General features: G+C 64.7%; 35 protein-coding genes. 6 read left to right on the top strand and 29 right to left on the bottom strand.

Annotated features, from left to right (window positions below; all coding sequences use genetic code 11):
- Window positions 1–25: 25 nt before the first annotated feature.
- The 6 genes from nifW to nifH all read right to left on the bottom strand — a co-directional run bounded on the left by nifW (window position 26) and on the right by nifH (window position 4644).
- On the bottom strand, window positions 26–355 hold the full coding sequence (nifW, locus tag UNPF46_RS29505; RefSeq protein ID WP_100178700.1) for a nitrogenase stabilizing/protective protein NifW: 330 nt from the start codon (window positions 353–355) through the stop codon (window positions 26–28).
- Window positions 348–1139 carry a serine O-acetyltransferase gene (gene cysE, locus UNPF46_RS29500; RefSeq protein ID WP_100178699.1) on the bottom strand — a complete coding sequence of 264 codons (792 nt, stop codon included), beginning with the start codon at window positions 1137–1139 and terminating at the stop codon, window positions 348–350. The genes nifW and cysE overlap by 8 nt, the downstream gene beginning before the upstream one ends.
- A 7-nt stretch (window positions 1140–1146) precedes the next feature.
- Window positions 1147–2328: a homocitrate synthase gene (nifV, locus tag UNPF46_RS29495; RefSeq protein ID WP_100178698.1), complete on the bottom strand. Its 1182-nt coding sequence runs from the start codon at window positions 2326–2328 to the stop codon at window positions 1147–1149.
- 144 nt (window positions 2329–2472) lie between these two features.
- Window positions 2473–2958, bottom strand: a complete 486-nt coding sequence (gene irr, locus UNPF46_RS29490; protein ID WP_100181332.1) for a Fur family transcriptional regulator Irr — start codon at window positions 2956–2958, stop codon at window positions 2473–2475.
- A gap of 2 nt (window positions 2959–2960) precedes the next feature.
- Window positions 2961–3677 (bottom strand): nitrogen fixation protein NifQ, encoded by a 717-nt coding sequence (locus UNPF46_RS29485; protein WP_100178697.1) that lies wholly within the window; start codon window positions 3675–3677, stop codon window positions 2961–2963.
- Between the two features lie 76 nt (window positions 3678–3753).
- On the bottom strand, window positions 3754–4644 hold the full coding sequence (gene nifH, locus UNPF46_RS29480) for a nitrogenase iron protein (RefSeq protein WP_100181331.1): 891 nt from the start codon (window positions 4642–4644) through the stop codon (window positions 3754–3756).
- A 392-nt stretch (window positions 4645–5036) separates the two neighbouring features.
- On the opposite strand from nifH, the gene UNPF46_RS29475 reads away from it, so the two are divergent.
- On the top strand, window positions 5037–5471 hold the full coding sequence (locus UNPF46_RS29475) for a response regulator (RefSeq protein ID WP_100178696.1): 435 nt from the start codon (window positions 5037–5039) through the stop codon (window positions 5469–5471).
- A gap of 10 nt (window positions 5472–5481) precedes the next feature.
- Window positions 5482–5892, top strand: a complete 411-nt coding sequence (locus UNPF46_RS29470) for an ArsC/Spx/MgsR family protein (RefSeq protein ID WP_100178695.1) — start codon at window positions 5482–5484, stop codon at window positions 5890–5892.
- A gap of 174 nt (window positions 5893–6066) precedes the next feature.
- On the opposite strand, the gene UNPF46_RS29465 is transcribed toward UNPF46_RS29470, so the two are convergent.
- From UNPF46_RS29465 to UNPF46_RS29455, 3 genes are read right to left on the bottom strand one after another with little or no spacing between them, the layout of a single operon-like run.
- On the bottom strand, window positions 6067–6420 hold the full coding sequence (locus UNPF46_RS29465; protein WP_100178694.1) for a (2Fe-2S) ferredoxin domain-containing protein: 354 nt from the start codon (window positions 6418–6420) through the stop codon (window positions 6067–6069).
- The gene (grxD, locus tag UNPF46_RS29460) at window positions 6417–6752 is read right to left on the bottom strand and encodes a Grx4 family monothiol glutaredoxin (protein WP_100178693.1); all 336 of its coding nucleotides are present in this window, start codon (window positions 6750–6752) and stop codon (window positions 6417–6419) included. The genes UNPF46_RS29465 and grxD overlap by 4 nt, the downstream gene beginning before the upstream one ends.
- Before the next feature lie 18 nt (window positions 6753–6770).
- Window positions 6771–7004, bottom strand: a complete 234-nt coding sequence (locus UNPF46_RS29455) for a BolA family protein (protein ID WP_142252328.1) — start codon at window positions 7002–7004, stop codon at window positions 6771–6773.
- A 356-nt stretch (window positions 7005–7360) separates the two neighbouring features.
- Here UNPF46_RS29455 and UNPF46_RS29450 point away from each other — a divergent pair, with 356 nt between their 5' ends.
- The 4 genes from UNPF46_RS29450 to UNPF46_RS29435 are packed head-to-tail and all read left to right on the top strand — an operon-like array spanning window position 7361 to window position 9240.
- Complete coding sequence (locus UNPF46_RS29450) at window positions 7361–7840, top strand: hypothetical protein (protein ID WP_100178691.1); 480 nt, start codon at window positions 7361–7363, stop codon at window positions 7838–7840.
- Window positions 7841–7847: 7 nt separating this feature from the next.
- Window positions 7848–8177, top strand: a complete 330-nt coding sequence (locus UNPF46_RS29445; protein ID WP_100178690.1) for a DUF59 domain-containing protein — start codon at window positions 7848–7850, stop codon at window positions 8175–8177.
- Window positions 8178–8212: 35 nt separating this feature from the next.
- A complete protein-coding gene (locus UNPF46_RS29440) occupies window positions 8213–8980 on the top strand; it encodes a dienelactone hydrolase family protein (protein ID WP_142252327.1) in 768 nt (255 codons plus the stop codon).
- A 14-nt stretch (window positions 8981–8994) separates the two neighbouring features.
- Entirely contained in the window at window positions 8995–9240 is a 246-nt protein-coding gene (locus tag UNPF46_RS29435) for a hypothetical protein (protein WP_100178688.1), read from the top strand.
- Window positions 9241–9252: 12 nt separating this feature from the next.
- Here the strand turns inward: UNPF46_RS29435 and UNPF46_RS29430 are convergent, their stop codons facing one another.
- From UNPF46_RS29430 to UNPF46_RS29340, 20 genes are all read right to left on the bottom strand, one after another.
- On the bottom strand, window positions 9253–9681 hold the full coding sequence (locus UNPF46_RS29430; protein WP_100178687.1) for a group II truncated hemoglobin: 429 nt from the start codon (window positions 9679–9681) through the stop codon (window positions 9253–9255).
- 22 nt (window positions 9682–9703) lie between these two features.
- Window positions 9704–9871, bottom strand: coding sequence for a hypothetical protein (locus UNPF46_RS37745; RefSeq protein WP_174719064.1), 168 nt, complete (start codon window positions 9869–9871; stop codon window positions 9704–9706).
- A gap of 14 nt (window positions 9872–9885) precedes the next feature.
- Window positions 9886–10335, bottom strand: coding sequence for a Rieske (2Fe-2S) protein (locus UNPF46_RS29425; RefSeq protein WP_142252326.1), 450 nt, complete (start codon window positions 10333–10335; stop codon window positions 9886–9888).
- Between the two features lie 19 nt (window positions 10336–10354).
- Window positions 10355–10579, bottom strand: coding sequence for a hypothetical protein (locus UNPF46_RS29420; RefSeq protein WP_142252325.1), 225 nt, complete (start codon window positions 10577–10579; stop codon window positions 10355–10357).
- Between the two features lie 16 nt (window positions 10580–10595).
- The gene (locus tag UNPF46_RS29415; protein ID WP_142252324.1) at window positions 10596–10904 is read right to left on the bottom strand and encodes a 2Fe-2S iron-sulfur cluster-binding protein; all 309 of its coding nucleotides are present in this window, start codon (window positions 10902–10904) and stop codon (window positions 10596–10598) included.
- Window positions 10905–10938: 34 nt separating this feature from the next.
- The gene (locus tag UNPF46_RS29410; RefSeq protein WP_100178686.1) at window positions 10939–12147 is read right to left on the bottom strand and encodes a DegT/DnrJ/EryC1/StrS family aminotransferase; all 1209 of its coding nucleotides are present in this window, start codon (window positions 12145–12147) and stop codon (window positions 10939–10941) included.
- Complete coding sequence (locus UNPF46_RS29405) at window positions 12144–12413, bottom strand: DUF6129 family protein (RefSeq protein ID WP_142252323.1); 270 nt, start codon at window positions 12411–12413, stop codon at window positions 12144–12146. Before UNPF46_RS29405 ends, UNPF46_RS29410 begins: the two co-directional genes overlap by 4 nt.
- A gap of 10 nt (window positions 12414–12423) precedes the next feature.
- Window positions 12424–12783, bottom strand: coding sequence for a DUF3024 domain-containing protein (locus tag UNPF46_RS29400; protein ID WP_142252322.1), 360 nt, complete (start codon window positions 12781–12783; stop codon window positions 12424–12426).
- A 10-nt stretch (window positions 12784–12793) separates the two neighbouring features.
- Entirely contained in the window at window positions 12794–13033 is a 240-nt protein-coding gene (locus UNPF46_RS29395) for a nitrogen fixation protein NifZ (RefSeq protein ID WP_100181328.1), read from the bottom strand.
- The gene (locus UNPF46_RS29390; protein ID WP_100178683.1) at window positions 13033–13350 is read right to left on the bottom strand and encodes a nitrogen fixation protein NifZ; all 318 of its coding nucleotides are present in this window, start codon (window positions 13348–13350) and stop codon (window positions 13033–13035) included. The genes UNPF46_RS29395 and UNPF46_RS29390 overlap by 1 nt, the downstream gene beginning before the upstream one ends.
- Before the next feature lie 2 nt (window positions 13351–13352).
- Complete coding sequence (locus UNPF46_RS29385) at window positions 13353–14120, bottom strand: 4Fe4S-binding leucine-rich repeat protein (RefSeq protein WP_142252384.1); 768 nt, start codon at window positions 14118–14120, stop codon at window positions 13353–13355.
- Window positions 14113–14643, bottom strand: a complete 531-nt coding sequence (locus UNPF46_RS29380) for a tetratricopeptide repeat protein (protein ID WP_100181327.1) — start codon at window positions 14641–14643, stop codon at window positions 14113–14115. The genes UNPF46_RS29385 and UNPF46_RS29380 overlap by 8 nt, the downstream gene beginning before the upstream one ends.
- Before the next feature lie 13 nt (window positions 14644–14656).
- Window positions 14657–14965 (bottom strand): HesB/IscA family protein, encoded by a 309-nt coding sequence (locus UNPF46_RS29375; protein ID WP_142252321.1) that lies wholly within the window; start codon window positions 14963–14965, stop codon window positions 14657–14659.
- Between the two features lie 12 nt (window positions 14966–14977).
- Window positions 14978–15202 (bottom strand): 4Fe-4S binding protein, encoded by a 225-nt coding sequence (locus UNPF46_RS29370; RefSeq protein WP_100178681.1) that lies wholly within the window; start codon window positions 15200–15202, stop codon window positions 14978–14980.
- A gap of 12 nt (window positions 15203–15214) precedes the next feature.
- Window positions 15215–16774 (bottom strand): nitrogenase cofactor biosynthesis protein NifB, encoded by a 1560-nt coding sequence (gene nifB / locus UNPF46_RS29365; protein ID WP_100178680.1) that lies wholly within the window; start codon window positions 16772–16774, stop codon window positions 15215–15217.
- Window positions 16775–17061: 287 nt separating this feature from the next.
- A complete protein-coding gene (locus tag UNPF46_RS29360) occupies window positions 17062–17928 on the bottom strand; it encodes an SIR2 family NAD-dependent protein deacylase (RefSeq protein WP_142252320.1) in 867 nt (288 codons plus the stop codon).
- Window positions 17928–18149, bottom strand: coding sequence for a putative nitrogen fixation protein NifT (nifT, locus tag UNPF46_RS29355; protein ID WP_100178678.1), 222 nt, complete (start codon window positions 18147–18149; stop codon window positions 17928–17930). Before nifT ends, UNPF46_RS29360 begins: the two co-directional genes overlap by 1 nt.
- Window positions 18146–19342, bottom strand: a complete 1197-nt coding sequence (nifS, locus tag UNPF46_RS29350; RefSeq protein ID WP_142252319.1) for a cysteine desulfurase NifS — start codon at window positions 19340–19342, stop codon at window positions 18146–18148. The genes nifT and nifS overlap by 4 nt, the downstream gene beginning before the upstream one ends.
- Before the next feature lie 28 nt (window positions 19343–19370).
- A complete protein-coding gene (locus tag UNPF46_RS29345; protein ID WP_100178676.1) occupies window positions 19371–19664 on the bottom strand; it encodes a NifU family protein in 294 nt (97 codons plus the stop codon).
- Window positions 19665–19705: 41 nt separating this feature from the next.
- Complete coding sequence (locus tag UNPF46_RS29340) at window positions 19706–20026, bottom strand: iron-sulfur cluster assembly accessory protein (RefSeq protein ID WP_142252318.1); 321 nt, start codon at window positions 20024–20026, stop codon at window positions 19706–19708.
- Window positions 20027–20279: the final 253 nt, after the last annotated feature.

Raw genomic sequence — 20279 nt, 5'->3', positions numbered from 1 at the left:
GTCGCAAATGCGACAGAACACGGCTTCACTTCAGCGTGCCGATCTGCACCAATGTCGGCGTCTGCTTCGGCCGCGGCGCGACGGCGTCCTTCAGGACCTTGAAGACGCGCTGGTCGATCGGCGTCGAGGCGACGAAGTCCGCATAGGCGCGCTCCAGCACGGTCTTGCACCGTTCCGCCACGGTTTCGTCCGCTATTCCGGTAAAATCCTCTCCGGCGAGGTACTGACCCATGCGCCGCAGGATATGCAGCCGTGCCACGTTGACGATCTTCGGATCGTAGTCGACGCCGAGCAGCGCGAAGAACTCCTCGGCGGCAGAGGCCTTGTTGAGTTGGGTGAGAATTCCATCAGCCATTATCGGTCTCCATCGGGCTCTGCGGTACCATGCACGCAGTGCTCTGCGGCGCGGGGGCGCCGGCATCCCTGGCGCGCTTCTGCATGTGGGTGAGCCGTGCCTCCAGAAACTCGACACGGTCGAGCAGCACGGCAATGGCATCGCCGACGGGGTCTGGCATCAGATGATGATCGAGGTCGATCCGGCCGACGACACGGCGATGACCGAGTTGCGGGCGCACGACGCGCGCGGGAATGCCGACAACGGTGACATCTGGCGGGGTGCTGTCGATCACGACCGAATTGGCTCCGACGCGCGAGCCGGCGCCGACCGTGATCGGCCCGAGGATTTTTGCGCCCGCCCCCACCACGACGCGATCTTCCAGCGTTGGATGGCGCTTGCCGGGGAACCACGACGTGCCGCCGAGCGTGACGCCGTGATAGAGCGTCACGTCGTCGCCGATCTCGGCGGTCTCGCCGATGACGACACACGCGCCGTGGTCGATGAAGAAACGCCGGCCGATGCGCGCGCCGGGGTGGATGTCGACATTGCTAGCAAAGCGTCCGAACCAGGACAACAGCCGGGCCGGGAAGCGCCAGCCGCCGGTCCAAAACCGGTTGGCGATCCGGTACCAGATCACGGCATGAATGCCGGGATAGGTCAGCAGCGTCTCGAGCTGGCTGCGCGCTGCGGGATCGCGCTGGCGCACGCAGCCGATGTCCTCTCGGATCAACTTCAGCAAGGACGGCTTAGCCGGTCCGGGGGGCGACGGCTCAACGAGCGGAATGTCGACGACACAGGCCATGATACCCTCACGCGCAATTGAGGAGAGAACGCTCGCGCACCTCGCGCCAGATCGCCGTCACCGTCTCCCGGCCGACGGCGCCCTTGTGCTCGACGGCGTGCTGGCGAACGCGGGCGAGCACAGTCCTTGCCTCTTCCGCATTGACGGACAGCTGTAGCTCGGCGAGCAGCGCGGTAATCGCCGCGAGGCCCGAATGCTTGCCGATCACGATGCGGTTGGAGCGGCCGAGCAGCCGCGGATCCAGCGCCTGATAGGTGCGCTGATCCTTCAAGAGGCCATCGACGTGAATGCCGGACTCGTGGGTAAAGACATGCTCGCCCACGATCGCCTTGTTGAGCGGGATGGCGCGCGCGGCCGCAGCAGCAACCACGGATGCTACCTTCTCCAGTTCGGACAGCACCACGCCGGTATCGCAGCCATAGAGTTGCTTGAGCGCGACCGCGACCTCCTCCAGCGGAGCATTGCCGGCCCGCTCGCCAAGACCGATCACGGTGACGGAAGCGTGCGTGGCGCCCGCCTTGATCGCGGCCAGCGTATTGGCGGTCGCAAGGCCGAGATCGTCGTGACCGTGGAACTCGAGCTCGAGATCCGTGGTGGCGCGAAGTGCCGCCAGCAAGGCGAAGGCGGCATCGGGGTCGAGCACGCTCAGCGTGTCGGCGATACGGAAGCGTCGCGCGCCCGTGGCCTTTGCGACTGCAATCAACTCGGCCAGGAAGCCGACATCGGCGCGGGAGGAATCCTCGCCGCCGACGGCTACGTCGAGGCCTTTGTCGCGGGCATAACCGACCACCCGCCTGACCTGCTCCAGCGCTGCCGGCCGGCCGCCGCCAAGCTTGGCGGCAATCTGCACGTCGGAGGCCGGGATCGAAACATTCACCATGGAGACGCCGGCTTCGATGGCCGCATCGACATCCGATGTCCGCATCCGGCACCAGCCGATTGCGGTCGCCGACAGGCCGGCCTCGACGATGGCGCGGATCGCGCTCACTTCGTCGTGGCCCATGGCAGGCGTTCCGGCTTCGATCTCCGTGACGCCGGCCGAGGCCAATGCGCGCGCGATCGAGACCTTCTCCGCGGTGGTGAAGGCGACGCCCGGCGCCTGCTCGCCGTCACGCAGCGTGGTGTCGTTCAGGACGACGTGTCGGGGCCGACCGCCATCCAGCCGCTTCGTCGGGTCGGAAAACACCATCCGCGCACTCCAATCATTCATTCCGATCAGGAATTCAGCAACCCTCGTGCCATCAGCAGATCGACCGCCAAGCACTTGAAATCCATCGACTTATCGGCCGCGCGAGCTTTGTCGCAAATGCGACAGCGTCGGACAGGCGACGTGTCAGATGTCGGCAGACTTGCGGCGAATATGGATGATGATGTCGAGCCGCGAGATCTCGTGACCCGGCAAAGGCTCGGGCATCTGCTGGAGGAGAAGCGTCTCGGGGACGTCGATCAGCGTGTCCTCGCCGTGAAGGTAGAAATGCGGATGAACCGTCGTGTTGGTATCGAAGAACGAGCGCGAGCCATCCGGGCCGATGCGGCGCAACAGTCCGGCTTGGGTGAACTGGTTGAGCGTGTTGTAGACGGTTGCCAGCGAAAGCTGGATGTTCGCCTCGACCGACTCGGCAAACAGCGTCTCCGCGGTCACATGACGATGCCCCCGGCCAAACAGCAGTTCCGCCAGCAGCACACGCTGGCGCGTGGGGCGCAGGCCTGCATCACGCAGGCGGTGGAACGCCGAGCATTCGCCGTGACGGAGTTCGCGTTGCGCGGGCGGCTCCAAACCCAATGCATCGATAACGGATAGTTCCGGATACGCGTCCATGATCACCTTACGCCGTCGACATGATCGCTGGCGCCGCGCAAAAATTCCCGGCGACGCTCGGCCATGCGGCTCTCGCCGCTCTCCTCGCCGAAGCAGAGCTCGAAATCGTTGCATTGCGTGCAGACCGGCGTCGTGCACATCACGAAGCCGTCGTCCTCGCAGAGCATGCGGTAGAAGAAGCGTTTCCAGCGCATGTTCTTCGTGTTGCGGCTCGCCAGCGGCGCAAAATGGCGCATCAACAGGCGCGACAGCTCCGGCCGCTCGCGCAAGCCGAGATCTTCCCAGAGATGGTTCGGCTCCATCGCGCGCCGCGCCACCATCGCCGCCAGCCAATGGCCGACCTCGCCGTCGGTCGAGCGCTGCGCGCGCAAGAGATCGCGCACCATCATCGTCTCGTCGTCGATCTCGGAGACCGGCCTCGGCATCCAGGCGAAGGCACGGACCGTAGCCAACGGAAAATGGCGGGCGAGCAGATTGTTGAATTCCTGTTCCGAAAGGCCGGCGCGCTCCGCGATCGATCCGCCGTCCATCACTGCAGCGGCCAGGATCGAAGCCAGCACATGACGGTCGAAATCATCGTCGGCGCCGATGTCGGCTTCAGCCGGATCGCAGCCGGTCAGCAGGCGGTAGAACTCTATTCCCACATGCGGCCCATCGTTGTCGGACCCTGCCGGGAGTTGCGCCGTCGCTTCGATCGTCCTCGCTTGCACCGCAATCACGAAACGCTCCGCCGGTTATGCCGCAGGGGTCCTCGACATGTGCCGGCCTCCCCGATACGGGAGGCCGGCAGGATGGTCAGGCCGACATCGCGGCGAGCTCGGCGGCGGACTTGCCGATCTGGCTTTCGTCAACCGCTTTCATGATGCCGTGCTCCATCAGCATGTCCTCGAGCTCGTCCATCGTGATCGGAGTCGGGATGATGCCCTTGCCGCCGTTGTTGTGGATCTTGGCCGCGAGCTTGCGGTAGTGGTCGGCCTGCTGCGATTCGGGGGCATATTCCAGCACGGTCATGCGGCGCAGCTCCGCGTGCTGCACGATGTTGTCGCGCGGCACGAAATAGATCAGCTGGGTGCCGAGCTTCTTGGCCAGCGCCTCCGCCAGCTCCAGCTCCTTGTCGGTCTGGCGCTCGTTGCAGACGAGGCCACCGAGCCGGACGCCGCCGGAATTGGCGTATTTCAGAATACCCTTGGAGATGTTGTTGGCGGCGTACATCGCCATCATCTCTCCGGACATCACGATGTAGATTTCCTGCGCCTTGTTCTCGCGGATCGGCATCGCGAAGCCGCCGCAAACGACGTCGCCGAGCACGTCGTAGGACACGTAGTCGATGTCCTCATAGGCGCCATTCTCTTCCAGGAAATTGATCGAAGTGATGACGCCACGGCCAGCGCAGCCGACGCCCGGCTCCGGACCGCCGGACTCGACGCAGCGGATGTCCCTGTAGCCGACCTTCATGACGTCCTCGATCTCCAGGTCCTCGACGCTGCCGGCGTTGGCCGCGAGGCTGAGAATGGTGTCCTGCGCCTTGGCGTGCAGGATCAGGCGGGTCGAGTCCGCCTTGGGATCGCAGCCGACGATCAGGATCCTGTGACCCATCTCGGCAAGCGCCGCGAGCGTATTCTGCGACGTCGTCGATTTTCCGATACCACCCTTGCCGTAAAACGCGATTTGTCTCAGTGAAGACATGTTGCTCTCCATCAACCGATTGCCAATGACTCCGCGCTTCTCGCGCGAGATTGCTTCTCTCTCAGAAGCGTGGGCCCGCGGGGTTCGGGAAGGAGAACATCGCTCGCCAGCGGCGTCGGCGTGCTCTCAGCCCTCACTCGTTGTTGCTGCATCCAAATAGCAACTGGCGTGCCATTCGCTGCGAGCGCTCTAAGGCGCTGATCACGCTCGCGAAATATTTCGATGCGAGCGGCCGACAGAAGCTGTGTCGAACCCTACAGAGGTACGGCTACTGTCAGAAACCGGACAAGAATCTCGGCGATGGCGGTGCAAATGCACCGCGATATCGGCGGCGCGGATGCGGAACGGAAATTGCTAACTCCCATGTCGAAGCGATGTGAGGAGAAGGACAGATGCAGATCGGTGTCGAGACAGCCAAGGCCGTCGACCAGCGGCGCGTGTTCGTGGTCGACGAGGATGAGATCACCCGCGCGGCGCTGCAGTTCATGCTGCATGACGAGATCGAGACCCACGAGCTCGCGACGCCGGAGGAGGCTTATGAAAAGGGCGTGGACTGGCTGAAGCCCGACGTCGTTCTGCTCGGCGTCTCGTTCCTGAAGGCCCGCGGCCCGGCTTTGATCGGCGAGCTCGGCGCGCAATTTCCTGGCGTGCGCGTTCTCGTCGTCACCGACAAGTCCGACGAGACCACCGCTGTCGAGGCCATGAAGGCGGGCGCCGCCGGCGCGGTGGTGAAACCGCTGACGCTGGAAGGCGTGCGCAAGAAGGTCGACACCATCCTCGGCCGCGGCGGTGCCGCACCGCTGGTCCAGCTCAGCATGATGAAATAGGAGCGCAGGCGTGGCAACCGTGCTGTTCTACCAGAAGCCGGGCTGCGGAACCAACGCCCGGCAGATCCGCGCGCTGGAAGCCGCCGGTCATCAGGTGGTCGCGAAGAGCTTGCTGGCCGAGCCCTGGACTGCAGCGCGACTGCGCGCCTTCTTCGGTGCGACACCCATCGCGTCCTGGTTCAACCCGGCCGCGCCGCGCATCAAGTCCGGCGAAGTGAAGCCGGCGGAGATCGACACGGCAGACGCGATCGCATTGATGCTCGACGATCCCCTGCTGATCCGGCGTCCGTTGATCGAAACCGATGGCGCAAGATGCGCCGGATTCGACCGCGAGCCGGTTCCGTCATTGCTCGGCGGCGAGCGTGGCGACCTTCAGGGGTGCACGCGGCCGGAGGCGATGCCGCGTTGCGCGGAGGCATAGTGTCACGCGATCTTTCCCTCTCCCCGTGTGGGAGAGGGAGGCTCGCCGCGTCGTGGCGAGTCGGGTGAGGGGTTGTCTCCACGAACGCCTAATACGGTTGTGCGCGCGGAGAGAACCCCTCATCCGGCGCTTCGCGCCACCTTCCCCACAAGGGGAGAAGGAAGAATGCATCATTCAGCTCCGCGCCAGCACCATGACCAGGCGATCGACGCGGCGGCCCTGCTTCAGGTGCTCCTCGACGATCTCGTCGATGTCCTCCGGCGTGGTCGGCCGGTACCAGACACCATCGGGATAGACGACCATCAACGGACCCGCTCCGCAGAAGCCGAGACAGCCGGATGCGGTGAAACCGATGTCGGTGAGCCCTTTCGTCTCGATCACCTTGCCGAGCCGCTCCCACAACGGGCCGCCGCCGGCCACGCCGCAGCTGCCGCGCGGGTGGCCCGGCGGGCGCTGGGTGTGGCAGGCGAAGACGTGATGGCGATAGAGCTGCGGCAGCTCGAACTCCTCGGTCATGCCGTCGCTCATGATGCCGCCACCGCGACGCCCTTGTCGTTCAGCACCGCGGCCAGCTCGCCCAGCTTGAACATCTCGCGCACGATGTCGCAGCCGCCGACGAACTCGCCCTTAACGTAGAGCTGCGGAATGGTCGGCCAGTTCGAGAACGACTTGATGCCGTCGCGGATCTCGGGATCGGCGAGCACGTTGATGCCGGTGAAGGGCACGCCGAGGCCATTCAGGATCTGCACGACGGTGCCGGAGAAGCCGCATTGCGGCGCGGCCGGAACGCCCTTCATGAACAGCACGACGTCGCTGCCCGCGATGATGTCCTTGATCCGTTGTTCGGTCGGTTCACTCATGCCTTCGTCCTTCCTTGTTCACTTCGGCACCACCGTTTCGAGCGCGAGCGCATGCAGCGCCTCGCCCATTTGTCCCTTCAAGGCGGCGTAAACCATCTGGTGCTGCTGGATTCGGCTCTTGCCGGCAAATGCCTGCGAGACGACGCGCGCACCGTAATGATCGCCGTCGCCAGCGAGGTCGGTCACGATCACATGGGCGTCCGGGAACGCTTCCCTGATCAATTGCTCGATGTCCGGTCCCGCCATCGCCATGTCGCACACTCCTGCTCTGCGAACACCTCCATGCAAGCGTCAAACCAGTTTCGGAACCCGTGTTTTCCGAGGGACTTGCACACCTCGGCGCCGGCAACATGTCCGACTTCCGACAACGCCGCGCGTGTCCATGTCGATGACGTGACGAACCCCGATGGCCTCGCCCCGGACGCGACGACGACGGCTCGCGACGCCTCGAATCGAAGCACTTTCGCAGCGTTTCTCGTCCGGCCCGGCTTTTGCTTCGTAGGGATGCGCCCGTATTCCGATACGCAAGACGAGGAACTCAGATTGTCCCATACAGATTCCGGCGGCCTCGACGTTCGGTGCCGCATCCCGACGACGGAGAGTGGCGTATGACGGCCGTCCTCGTCGATTCCGACGGCATCAATTTCGGTGAGCTCGCACCCGAGATCGACTCGCTGCTGCAGCAGGGCGTCATCAGCTATCGGCGCGACCCGCTCGAAGCCGACCGCATCTTCCGCCAGGCGCTGGAGGCCGCGCCGACGGAGCTCGCGGTCTATTTCTGCCTCTACAAGACCCACACCTATCGCGGCCGCCTCGACGAGGCCCAGAGCATCGCCGAGCGCGGATTGCGCGAGGCCGCGTACCAGGCCGGCTGGAGCCGCGATTGGCGGAGCTGGCAGCCGCAAGCCGAACTGCCCGAGGGTGCCGGCCGCTTCGCGCTCTACACCTTGAAGGCGCTCGCCTTCATCCATCTGCGCAAGGACGAACAGATACAGGCGCGCGAGATGCTCGCGGCCCTGCGCCGGCTCGACCCCACCGGTGCGGTGGGCTGGCCGGTCGTCGCGGCGCTCGCCGAAGGGCTCCAGTGAGGTAGCGATGACGACCATAGCGCTTGCCGACACCGATACGCTGATCGCCGGCATCATCGCCGCGCTGCGGACGGTTCACGATCCCGAAATCCCCGTGAACATCTACGACCTCGGCCTGATCTACCGGGTCGAACCGAAAGACGGCGGCCTGGTCGACATCGACATGACGCTGACCGCGCCGGGCTGTCCGGTCGCCGGCGAGATGCTGTCCTGGGTGGAGAAGGCGGTGAGCGAAGTCGGCGGTGTCGAAAAGGTTGCGGTGCAGCTGGTGTTCGATCCGCCATGGGATTCGTCGCGGATGACCGACGACGTCAAGCTCGAGCTCGGCCTGCTCTAGGAACAACCGGAGACCATCGGAGAGGAGAGGATGCAATGATCGAACTGACCGCCAGCGACGGAGCGAGTTTCTCCGCCTATCGTGCCGAGCCCGCAGATACACCCAAGGGCGCCGTCGTCGTCCTCCAGGACATCTTCGGCGTCACGCCGGAGATCCGCAAGGTGGCCGATGCCTTCGCGGCCAAGGGCTATGTCGCGATCGCACCGTCCCTGTTCGAGCGGGTCAGGCCGGGAGTCAGTCTTGCTCACGATCAGGGCGGCAAGGCCGAGGGCGCCGCCATCAGCGCGCAGATCGGCAACGAGCAGGCGATCTCGGACATCCAGACGACCGTCGACGCGGTGAAGAACGCCGGCAAGGTCGCGGTCGTCGGCTATTGCTGGGGCGGCGACCTCGCCTACAGCGCGGCCAACAAGATCAACGGCATCGCCTGCGTGATCGGATATGACGGCAGCGGGACCGTCGCGGACTATCGCGAGAAGCGCAAGGTCCCGACGCTGCTGCATTTCGGTGCGAGCGATCCCGAACTGCCGCTGGAGGCCATCACGCAATTCCGCGCCTGGCGTCCCGACGTCAGCGCCTTTACCTATCCCGACGCCGCCCAGGGGTTCAGCTGCAACGAGCGCGGCAATTTCCGCACGAAGGCGGCGGAGAAGGCGCTGGAGCGGACCCTGTTCTGGATCTCGCAATATGTCGAAGGACAGCAGCCGATCCCGTTGAAGAATGCCGGCGCCTATGCCCAGGCCAAGACCGAGAAAAAGAAAAAGAAGAAGGACGACGACGATCTCGGACCTCCGATGGATTGAGGGAGCCGCGCCAGATGCTGCCGACCACCATCCTCATCGACGACGCGCCGCGCTGCGTGGTGCGGCCGACCGACACCAAGGACCTCAACCGCTTCCTCCGCAACGGCAAGGAATTCCTGCTGGCCGAGCGGCCCGAGGGGAAGATCACGCATCGCGCGGCGAACGAAACCGAGATGGGCAAGTGGCGGAGCGGCCTCGCCCTGCACAAAGCGTGGGGCGGCGCCGAGGAGGAGTTCTTTGGCTTGCCGCTGTCGGACTGACGCTACGCCCCTTCAGCCGTGCCCGCCGCGCGCATCGTGCGGATTGCCGGCCTGGTTGCGCATCCAGTCGGCAAGCCTGGTGAGCGCGGCATCGAGGTCTTCCCGCGCCGCTTCGTCGACCACAGTCTCCGCCAGCGCACCGCGCATGCACAGCAGCCACGCATCGCGCTCAGCGCTGCCGATCGGAAAACCGATGTGGCGCTGGCGGAGCCGAGGATGACCCTTCTCCGGCGAATATAGCTTGGGACCGCCGGTCCATTCGGTGAGATAGCGCTTCAATACCTGCTTGGTCGATGTGAGGTCGTCCGCATGCATGGCGCGAATGCCGATCGCGTCGGGAGCCTCGTCCATCCGGCGATAAAAGCTCTCCACAAGGCGGTCGATCACCACAGGCCCGCCGATCCGCTCGAACATCGAAACAGTGACCACGGTATCGCTCATGCCGATCCCTTCCGCTATGCGCCTACTCGTCCATGCTCGGCGACAGGATAACTTCCGCCGGCGCCCCGGGGCCTTGATCGGCGACAAATTCCAACCCCGACACGCGCGAAAGTCCGTCGCCGCTTTCCATCAGCACCACAGCGTCCTCCGGCAGTTCCTTCAGTCGATCGAGCAGCTGCGCAACGGTCACACTCGCTTCCCCCGCTAATCCGGATGGATCATGATCTCCATGGTCTCGTCATGGTCGTCGAAGGCGCTGAACGGGCGGTCGTCCTCGACCAGCCGCTCGCCGCATAGGCAAACTTCGCCGTCGACCACGGCCAGCGCGATCGGCTCCAGATTCTTGCCGCTGCAGGGCCCGGCGATGCAGAGCCCGCTGTCGATCTCGAACGTGGCGCCGTGACGGCCGCATTTCAGGAACGCGCGATCCTGCGTGAAGAAGTCGCCACTGCCGATATTGAGCCAGACCCCGTCATGCGGGCAGGCGTTGACATAGCCGACATAGGCGTTGTCGTGGCTCCGGATCACGACGATCGGGAACGGACGGCTCTCGCCGGATGCATCAAGGCGCGACAGGCTGAATGCCTTCGCGCCGCCGCGCTCGATCTCGTCGCTCGCACAGATGACGAATACGTCGATCTCTTCCGACCCCATGACGCGCTCCTCCGGCTGGTCAGGCCGCGACCGGCGCGGCCGCCTGCTTCAGCGCCGTCAGTTCCTCGCGCGTCAACCGGAACACGCCCCGCCCGCCCGCGAGCGTCTGGTAGACGTCGCCGGCCTTGTCGCTGAGAAAGTTGAACCAGGCCTGCGGCGTGAGGCCGTCGGGCCGCTCGCTGATCTCGACCACGGTGCCGTTCGGCGCAAACCGCGCGTGAAGAATGACGTTCTGTTTATCCATCGGTCCGCTCCCGCGTTCAAAAACCCGACGAGAAGCCGAGCAGCTCGATCTTGACGTCCTCGGTGCCGAGCACGGTGGCCTGGCAGGCGAGCCGCGACTTCGAGCCGACGCCGACGATCGAATCGAGCTTCTCGTTCTCGAGCTTTGCGATCTTCGACAGGCCCTTGCGCCCCTCCTGCACGAAGATGTGGCACGAGCCGCATTTGGCCTGGCCCTCACATTTGTGAGGTATCGCGATCTCGGCGCCGAGCAGCGCGGCGAGCAGCGTTGTGCCTTCGGCAACCTCGATGATCTTGCCTTCGGGCATCACGGTCAGTGTGGTCATGATCTTCATCCTCCTTGTTGTGCGTGTCGGTGGTTCAGTAGATTGCCGCGCCGGCGCCCACGTTGATCGAGGCGTCTTTCATGGTCTCGACGATGAATTCGATCTGGCTGTCCGTGAGATGGGTATGAAACGGGAGCGCGATGGCGCGATCGGCGATCTTCTCGGTCACCAGCAGATCGCCGCGCCGGTAGCCGAGATCGAAATAGTGCCGTTGCAGGTGCAGCGGATGGCTGTAGGCGGCGGCCTCGACCTGCTCGACCCGGAGATCCTCGGCGATGGCATCCCGGCTCGAGCGGGTGAAGCGGGTGCCGAGATGCACGAGATAGAGGAACCAGTTCACCTCGGTCACATCGGGCGCGACATAAGGCGGCTTGATGCCCTCGAAGGACTGCACATGCGTTGCATAGAGCTGCTCGACCAGCCGGCGGCGCTCGATGATCTCGTCGATGCGCTCGAGCTGGGCCAGCCCGAGCGCAGCCGCGAGATCGCTGAGTCCGGCCTGATAGGGCGCGGCCGAACCGACCACAACCGAAGAGCGCTCGCTCAGCCGGTGCGAACGGTGACGCCGCAGCGTCACGGCAAGGTCGATGTCGTCGGTCACGACCATGCCGCCCTCGCCGCAGGTCAGCAGCGACGGCTGCGCGAAATCGAACACGGCGACGTCGCCGAAGCTGCCGACCAGCCTGTCCTTGTAGCGCGAACCGATCGCCTCGGTGGAATCCTCCAGCAGGACGAGACCATTCCGGGTCGCGATGTCGCGGAGCTCCGACCAGGGCGCCGGGTGGCCATTGGTATTGGCCGCGAGAATGGCCCGCGTGCCCGGCGTGATGCGCTCCTCCACTTTCGCCGGCGCCAAATTGCCGGACCAATAGTCGATATCGGCAAACACCGGCCGTGCGCCGGCAAGGCTGATCGCATGTGCGGCTTCCCGGAACGAGTAGGCCGAGGCGATGACCTCGTCGCCGGCGCCGATGCCGTAGGCCTTCAGGGCGAGCAGCAGGCCGATCGTGCCGCTCGGTACCGCGACCGCATAGGCGCGGCCGACATAGGCGGCGAAGGCCTCCTCGAACGCTCCGGAAAGCGGACCATTGGAGAGCCGCGGCGAACGCAGCACGGCATCCACCGCCCCGATCTCGGCCAGGGTGACGTCGGGGTCGGACAGCGGAATGAAGTCATGTCCGGCGTCGACCGGTGCCTCGGCGGCCTCCGCCACGTCGTCATAGACGAGAGCCGGTTCGGTCATGGCTTGACCGCCCGCTTTGCCAGCACGATCCCGGTCGCGCGCGCCGGATCGTCGGTGATCTGGGCGCAGTGATCGGCGCTGTCGAGCAGATGCAGGTCGAACGCCCCGAGGCTGCGGTACGGCGTCTCCGTCACGTCGGAGGCGTCGCAGCGGATCCAGGCGAGGTGAGGAAATCTCTGACGAAGGGTCGAGAACACCTGTGGTGCCACGTCCGGCGCGGCGAGCGTCCGCTCGATCTCGGTCAGTTCGTGCATTGCCAGAGCCATCCCGCTCCCCCTACTGCCAGAATACGCGTTCGGGATCGGCGTTCAGCACATCCGTCACCGAGGTGAGCCGCTGGTGTGTCGAGTGCAGCATCCAGACGCCCCGTTCGTGATCCTTGCGGAGCAGATGCCAGGTTGCGCTCGCGCCATCGTAGTGCAGCAACGCGATTTCGATCACGCCGCCTTCGGCATCGATGTTCCGCGAGCAGCAGGGGCTCTGGATCAAATAGCCGCCAGCGACACCCTCGACGTTCGGCGAAACATAGCGATAGCGCTGCCGCGCTCTCAACGCGCGCTCGATTCGCCTGCAATCGAGCTCGTTCGGATGTACCGGCATGGCGGCATCGATTCGTCTGAGGACCGCGGCATTCATCGTGGCATCTCTACAGCGGACTGATTTCTTCTTCGAGGCAGCCGACCACCAGGCGCTCGCCGAACTCGACGAGATAGATCGGGAGATTGGCGTCGGTATGCCGGCCAACCTGCACGATCTCCCCGGTGTGGCCGACGCCGACGAGCAGGCCCTCGGCCGGCGCGTCGGGAAACGAGCCGTCGTTGTGCAGGTCCACCGCAGCCTTCACGCGCTGGCCCCATTGGTACTTCGGCAGTTTGGGCTCGATCATCATGATGCAGCCTCCGGCAGCGGAATGTCCTCGACCGCGTCGCGTGGGGTGACGGGGTCGAGCTCCTTGCGCTTCATCCCGACGCGGTTGCCGCTTTCGAGGAATTCGACGCCATAGATGTAGAATTGCTGCAGGAAGGTGCCGATCGAGACCACGTAGCCAATCTCGCCCTTCTTGGCGAGGATATCGCCGATCTCCTTGCCGGCATAGGTGCCGTCATTGCGGATAGTGCGCTTGGCCCGCACCTTCTCGCCGAAGCTGAAGAAGGGCGGTGCCGTCAGTTCGACGACGTCGCTGTCGCGGACGATGTTGCTCATGCTTATGTCCCCGTTCCTCGTTCGAGCCGCACGGCGATGCGCGATCGCGCGACCTCGCGCACCAGGCTGTCCTGATCCTCGACGAGCGCCGTTAGCTCGCCGGTCGGGGCGCGGCTCGCGACCTCGTAGCGGATGCGCCAGTCCGGATCACGGCGCATGAGCGCCAGACGCTCGGGCGACAGGCGCTGCGCGACCTCGAGCCGCACAGCCGCGTCGCGGTCATTGATCATGCCGAGCAGCCATTCGTCCGGAACACGCCGGGCGACGACGCGGCGGACCTCCGCCTCCTCGTCATTGATCATCCGGCTTAGCAGAAGCGGCGACAGCCTGCGCGCGACGACCAGGCGCACGTAATAGTCCTGGTCGCCAGCCATCGGCAGCAACTCGTCGCCCTCGATCAGCGTCGCAACCCTCATCCTCACCTCGCGATGCGGATCCTTGCGCAATTGCAGGGCGTAGCGCTTGGGCAGGCGACGAACCACGTTCCAGCGCACGGTCTCGTCGGCGTCGTCGAGCAGCGGCGGCAGCAGGAACAGATTGGCGGATCTTGCCGCGATCGCGCGGACCTCGAAATGCGGATGGCCGAGATAGCCGTCGGCCAGACCGGGATTCCAGTTGAAGAACCGGTCGATCCGGCGGGCATAGCGATCGTTGACGCAGGCGTGCCGAATCCGGCAGCCGCCGGTACCGTTCAGCGCCAGATGCGCGCATCCGGCGCAATCGACCTGGTTGCCCTGCCAGTCAAGGGCTTCATCGATGTCGTCACTCATCATCCTGCCCCATCCGGTCGAGCACGCCCAGGAGGACCTTGGCACCGATCTTGTCGGTGGGATCGAGATCGAGCAGCTTCTGCACCGCGATCCGCCCCTCTTCCGTCTGCCCCAGGCGCATCTGCAAGTAAGCGTAGCCCTTCAGTGAGAACAGGAAGAAGCGCGCGAGGATGTCTTCATAGCCGCCAAACTCGGCGTCGTCCGCCCGAACGCAGCGCCAATCGGCCGGAAGGCCGTTCTCCTGCGCCGCCTTGAGCAGACAACGCCGGGCAACATCGAGCGCCTCGGCGAGACGTCCCTTGTAGAAATAGAATCGATAGAGGCCGATCAGCACCGCGGCGTGGCCGGGCGCGAGTGCCTCGGCTTCACGCAAATGATGCTCCGCGATGTCGTCCAGGTGATAGGACAGACCGGCCTCCCACAAATGACGCTCGGCCTCGCTCGGCAGGCCGCGGCCGAGCAAGGCGCTGGTGACGAGCGCCTCGTTGATCTCGACTTGCGGGCTGACGAAATTGTCGGGCATCATTTGCGTCTGCTCAATGGTGGCTGCACGAAACCTGCTTCGGATCGTGGAACACGAGCCCGGTCTGGGTCGGCGTATCCGCGAAGTCGATGGTCACGCCGTCAAGCAGCAGCCGGCTTTCAGCCGGCAGGAACAGCTTAACGCCGTCGCGCTCGACCACGGCATCGCCGGCCCTGGGCTCGGCGAGCACGTGTATGTCGGCGGCAAGGCCCGAGCAGCCGCCGGGACTGACGGCAAGACGGAAGCCGCTGCCCGAGCCGCCGTCAACGCGGAGCATCATGCGCATGAATTTCTGCGCCGCCGGTGTGATCGTGAAATTCATCTCTTTCCTCCCTCAGACCGGTGCCTGGTAGCGCGGCAATGACGTGTCGATGACGCAAGTATTGTCGACCGGACACACCGCCACGCATTGGGGCTCGTCGAAATGGCCGATGCATTCGGTGCATTTCTTGGGATCGATCACGAACGTCCCGCCCTTCTCACGGATGGCGACGTTCGGGCATTCCGGCTCGCAGGCCGAGCAGCTGGTGCACTGCGAGGCGATGATCTTGAACGGCATCGAACTCTCTCCTCAAGCCGCCGAGATCAGCGCGCCCTGGCGGATGGCGGCATCGCCGCGCTCCACGTGCGCGATCTCGCCGCCGTTGACCTTGTCGAGATAAGCCTTGAACCAGGAGATCGCCGACTTCTCGATGAACTCATGGGCGTATTGATCGACCGGCTCGATACCCGCCTTGATCAGGTCGCCCTTCGGGCAGCCGCCGATCTTGGCGACGAACACCGCGTGGCAATCGTTGATGGCACGGATGATCGTCTCGAGACTGTCTTCTTCTCCGTAGCCACCCTGGCAGTAGAGGTCGACGCGGCGATGACCGACGAATTTCGCGCCTGCCGTGGAGAGCTCGTAGACTTGGAATTCCTTGGCGTGACCGAAATGCTCGTTGATCAGGCCGGAACCCTTGGTCGCGACCGCCACCAGCACCTTGATGTCGCTTGAAGCACCAGCGAGCTCGGCAAGCTCCTCCTGCTTGGCCGTGACCTTGGCGACACGCTCCTCCTCGACCTTGGCCTGATAGGCCTTACGGGTGTCGGCGTCGTACTTGACCTCCATCGCCATGATCTTCTCGGTGGTGAACTCGGCGCTGCGGTCTTCGCCAAGCAGACCGACGGCGTCGGCGCGGCACTGGCGGCAATGCCGCATCATGTTCATCTCGCCTTCGCAGGAGTCCTGAAGCGCCTTCAGCTCCTGTGCGCTGGGGCCACGTTGCCCGTTCAGGCCGAACACGGTGCCGTGCTCGGGCGCGGAAATCAGCGGCATGATGTTGTGCAGGAAGGCGCCCCGCGACTTCACCGCCTTGTTGACCTCGACCAGGTGCTGGTCGTTGATCCCCGGGATCATCACCGAGTTGATCTTGCAGAGGATGCCGCGCTCGGTGAGCATCTCCAGCCCCTGGAGCTGCCGGTCGGTCAGGATCTTGGCGGCCTCGTAGCCGGTGTAGCGCTTGTGCTTGTAGAAGATCCAGGGATAGATCTTCGCGCCGATCTCCGGATCGACCATGTTGATGGTGATGGTGACGTGGTCGACATTGTACTTCGCGATGGTGTCGACGTGATCGGGCAGCATGAGGCCGTTGGTCGACAGGCACAGCTTGATGTCGGGCGCCGTATTGTAGATCAGCTCGAAGGTCTTGAAGGTCTTGTCCGGATTGGCCAGCGGATCGCCGGGACCGGCGATGCCGAGCACGGTCATCTGCGGAATGGTGGAGGCGACCGCGAGCACCTTCTTGGCGGCCTGCTCGGGCGTCAGCTTCTCGCTGACCACGCCGGGGCGCGATTCATTGGCGCAGTCGTATTTGCGATTGCAGTAGTTGCACTGAATGTTGCAGGCCGGCGCGACCGCGACATGCATGCGGGCGTAGTGGTGGTGCGCCTCCTCGCTGTAGCACGGATGGTTCTTCACCTTCTCCCAGATCTCGGTCGGGAGGTCGCCCTGCCCCGCCGACGATCCGCAGCTCGCCTTGCCGCTGCCGCCGGTGGTACCGCAGCCCTTGTGCTCGGCGATGGCCTGCATGATTTCGCCGACATCGGCGACATTGCTGCTGCTCGCGTCGTGTTGCGCTGAAACGTCCATGTGCTCAATTCTCCTTGCAAGCCGAACAGATTTTGCGGGGCTCGGATTTCGAGAAGCGTCCTAAGAGTCGTTCTAGAAAGGTATTAGCAACCCACATGCCATCGTCGCGTCCGCGACTTTCTTCGTTCGCTTCAATGAGTTAGCGGACTCACGGAACAGTGTCGGATTGCCAACGCGTGTTGGAAAGGTGACAGACCCGACATCGTCGACAGGATGCATCGATGCACGCGCGATCTCCGCGCGAAGATCGTTCGCGCGGAGATCGTCAGATCGACAAGTCGAGAGGATCAACCCGCCAGCACGATCTCGACTGCGCGCGCGAGCGGGATCGCAAGCGGAGTCAGGCACTGGCTGACCAGGAAGCGCAGTTCGTTCTTCGACAGCGCGTCGGGCTCGACGACGGCGTAGTGGGTGTCGCTCGAACGCTTCGAGACCTGTCGCGCATAGGTGCGCAGCAGTTGGTCGTTGAAGCGGCAGCCGAGAAACAGAAAGCTCCGGCCGGTGCGCCGCACCTTCACCTCTTCCGGGATCGGCGTCTGGATGTCGATCTCGGTCAAGACTTCGACATAGTCGGCGTCGGAGATCAGAAAATTCTTCGCCGGCGCGACGCTGCCATGGGGCTTGTAGAGGATCGTGGTCCAGCCCTTGGCTTGCGCGCGATCGACCTCCTGGCCGCTGGCATCGTAGAACCGGTACCAGCGGTCCTCGCCGATTCCGGCGCGAGTGATGCCCTGGATCTCGCCCCAGTCGCCGCGCCCGGCGAGCGCGCTCCGCATCGCGCCGTCATACCAGCTGTCGACGATCAGCGGCAGCGCCAGGGCGCCGAGGTGGCGATGCAGCGCCGTCGGCGCGACCGGGTTGGCAAAGGCGTCCGCCATCAATGCGGTCACGGTGGCGCGGTGCCTGGTGCTCTCGATGTGCTGCGCGGAGGCCCAGGCATTGCCGCGGGCGCGGCGCGGCAATGCCACCTTGGTGCCGAAGAAAGCCGCCAGCGCTTCCGGATTCATCGGCGCCGTTGGGGCGGCGAGCTCGGCTACGCCGGGTCCGAGATAGGGAATGACAGTGCCGCCGCGCAGCCGCGCGACGACGTCGCGAAGGACGGCCTCCGCGTCGGCGGGGGTGGCGAAGTCGATCTGCGGGACCGGCGCGTTCATCACTCGTCTCCCTCGCCGCCGCGCTTCTTGGCGTTGATGGTGATCGGCAGATTGGTATCGGCGGCCATCTGCGGCAGGTCGAGCACCCAACCATTGGCGATCTTGATCCAGCCGCCCCACAGGGTCTCGTGCTCAGATTCCACGATCGGCTCCTCGAGATCCTTTTTCGGCACGTAGATCGACAGGCCGGTCTCCGGGGAACGGCGAATCATGACTTTCATAGACTCATCTCCGCTGGACGAGAGGTGTCGCTCGCGCGCTCTTGCCACGAAGGAGACAATGCTCTCAGTTTGGACAGGATCTCCGGCAGCACCTGCAGGACTCGGTCGACTTCGTCGGCCGTGGTCTCGCGGGACAGGGAGAAACGGATCGCGCCGCGCAGCGCCTGCGGCGGCACATGCATCGCGCGCAGCACGTGCGAGGGCTCCATCGAGCCAGAAGCGCAGGCCGACCCCAGCGAGGCGGCAATGCCGGCGCGGTTCAGATGATGAATGATCGCCTCGCCTTCGAGATGCTCGAATGCGATGTTGGACGTATTCGGCAGCCGGCTCTTGACGTCGCCCAGCACCATGCAGTGGCCGAGCTGCAGAATGCCCTGCTCCATCCGGTTTCGCAGCACGGAGACCGCGGCCCGCTCCTGCTCGAGCTGGCTCGTGGCGAGCTCGGCCGCCTTGCCGAAGCCCACGATGCCGGGAACATTCTCGGTGCCGGCGCGACGGCGGCGCTCCTGCGGACCACCGAGGATCAACGGCTTGAATTTCGTTCCCTTGCGCACATAGAGCGCGCCGATCCCCTTCGGACCGTGCAGCTTATGGCCGGAGAGCGAGAGCATGTCGATCTCCGCGGCGCTCAAATCGATCGGAACCCGTCCGGCCGCCTGCACGGCGTCGGTGTGAAACAGCGCGCCGGCTGAACGGGCCATCTTGGCCAGGAACTCGACCGGGAAGATCGTGCCGGTTTCGTTGTTGGCCCACATCACGGAGGCGATCGCAGTGCGCGGACCGAGCGCGCGCCTGTAGGCCTCGATGTCGAGGCGGCCGCGCCTGTCGACGGGAATGAGATGGCTCCTGATGCCGCGGCAGGCGAGATCCTCGATCAGTGACAGCACCGCCGGATGCTCCACCGCGGTGGTGACGATCTCGTCGCGCCCGTCCTGCACGGCGAGCGCCGACTGGATCGCGGCGTTGTCGGATTCCGTACCGCCCGAGGTGAAGACGATCTCGTGATCGAACGCGGCGCCGATCAGGCCCTGGACGCTGCGCCGCGCCGCTCGCACCGCCTGGGCAACGTCGCTTCCAAACGCATGGGCTGAGGACGCATTGCCGAACTGCTCGGCGAAGAACGGCAGCATCGCCGCAACGACGGAAGGATCCGTGCGGGTCGTTGCGTTGTTGTCGAGGTAGATCGGCCGCACGGAATCCCTCTCTCGCTGTCGCGCCTGCTCAGTGACGGGGCTTGGCCGCTCCGGCAACGGGAATCAGGCGAACGAACTCGCCGAGTCGTTCGATCAGGCGCGCCTGGATGCCCTCCAGCGTCGCGCTGGCGAGCTTGCAGAACACGCAGGCGCCGGTGAGCCTGACCATGATCTTGTTGCCGTCGATCTCGAGCAGCTCGCAATCGCCACCGTCGCGCTTGAGATTGGGTCGAACCTCATCGAGCACCGCGCGGACGATCTGCTCGCGGCCCGAGGGTTCGGCGGCCGGCGACTGTTTCAGGTGTTCGGATTCGACGAGCATTTCAAATTCTCTCTGTAACGGATCGGATCGACGGACGCAGCTCAGCTGAACGACTTGCCACAGGAGCAGCTCGACTTCGCATTGGGATTGTCGAAGGTGAAGCCAGACCCCTCCAGTGCGACGACGAAGTCGATCGTGGTGCCGTTGAGATGCTCGTGACTCGCATTGTCGACGAACACCTTCACGCCGCCGCGCTCGATCACGGTGTCGTCTGGCTTGGCCTCTTCGGCGAGGCCCATCATGTATTTGAAACCGGCGCAGCCGCCGGTCTCGACCATGATGCGCAAGCCGCTCGCCGGCTGCACCCCGGAGGAAATTGCCGTCTTCACTGCATTCACCGCGCTGTCCGTCAGGTTGATCATCGCTCGCCCTCGCTGTCTGGGTCTGTTGCAATGAGGATCGCAAGTCCCGTGCCAGAGCGCATATGTCTGAAACCGCTACGTTTTCGCCCGGCGTACACCTGTTGCCTTTGCGACGCTTGTCGGGTTTGCGACAGGCGGTCGTGGCGAGCCGGGACAAGCGGAACGGCAACGTGATACCAGACAGCACGCCGCGACCACACCGAGCGGCGCGGATTCCCGCCGCATTCACACTCTCGGCGCATGCACGTGCGGT

This window comes from Bradyrhizobium sp. UNPF46 (genome assembly GCF_006658625.1).
Lineage (GTDB): Bacteria > Pseudomonadota > Alphaproteobacteria > Rhizobiales > Xanthobacteraceae > Bradyrhizobium > Bradyrhizobium nitroreducens.
The sequence above is the reverse complement of the archived record's forward strand: the minus strand, read 5'-3'. Positions and strand labels throughout refer to the sequence as shown.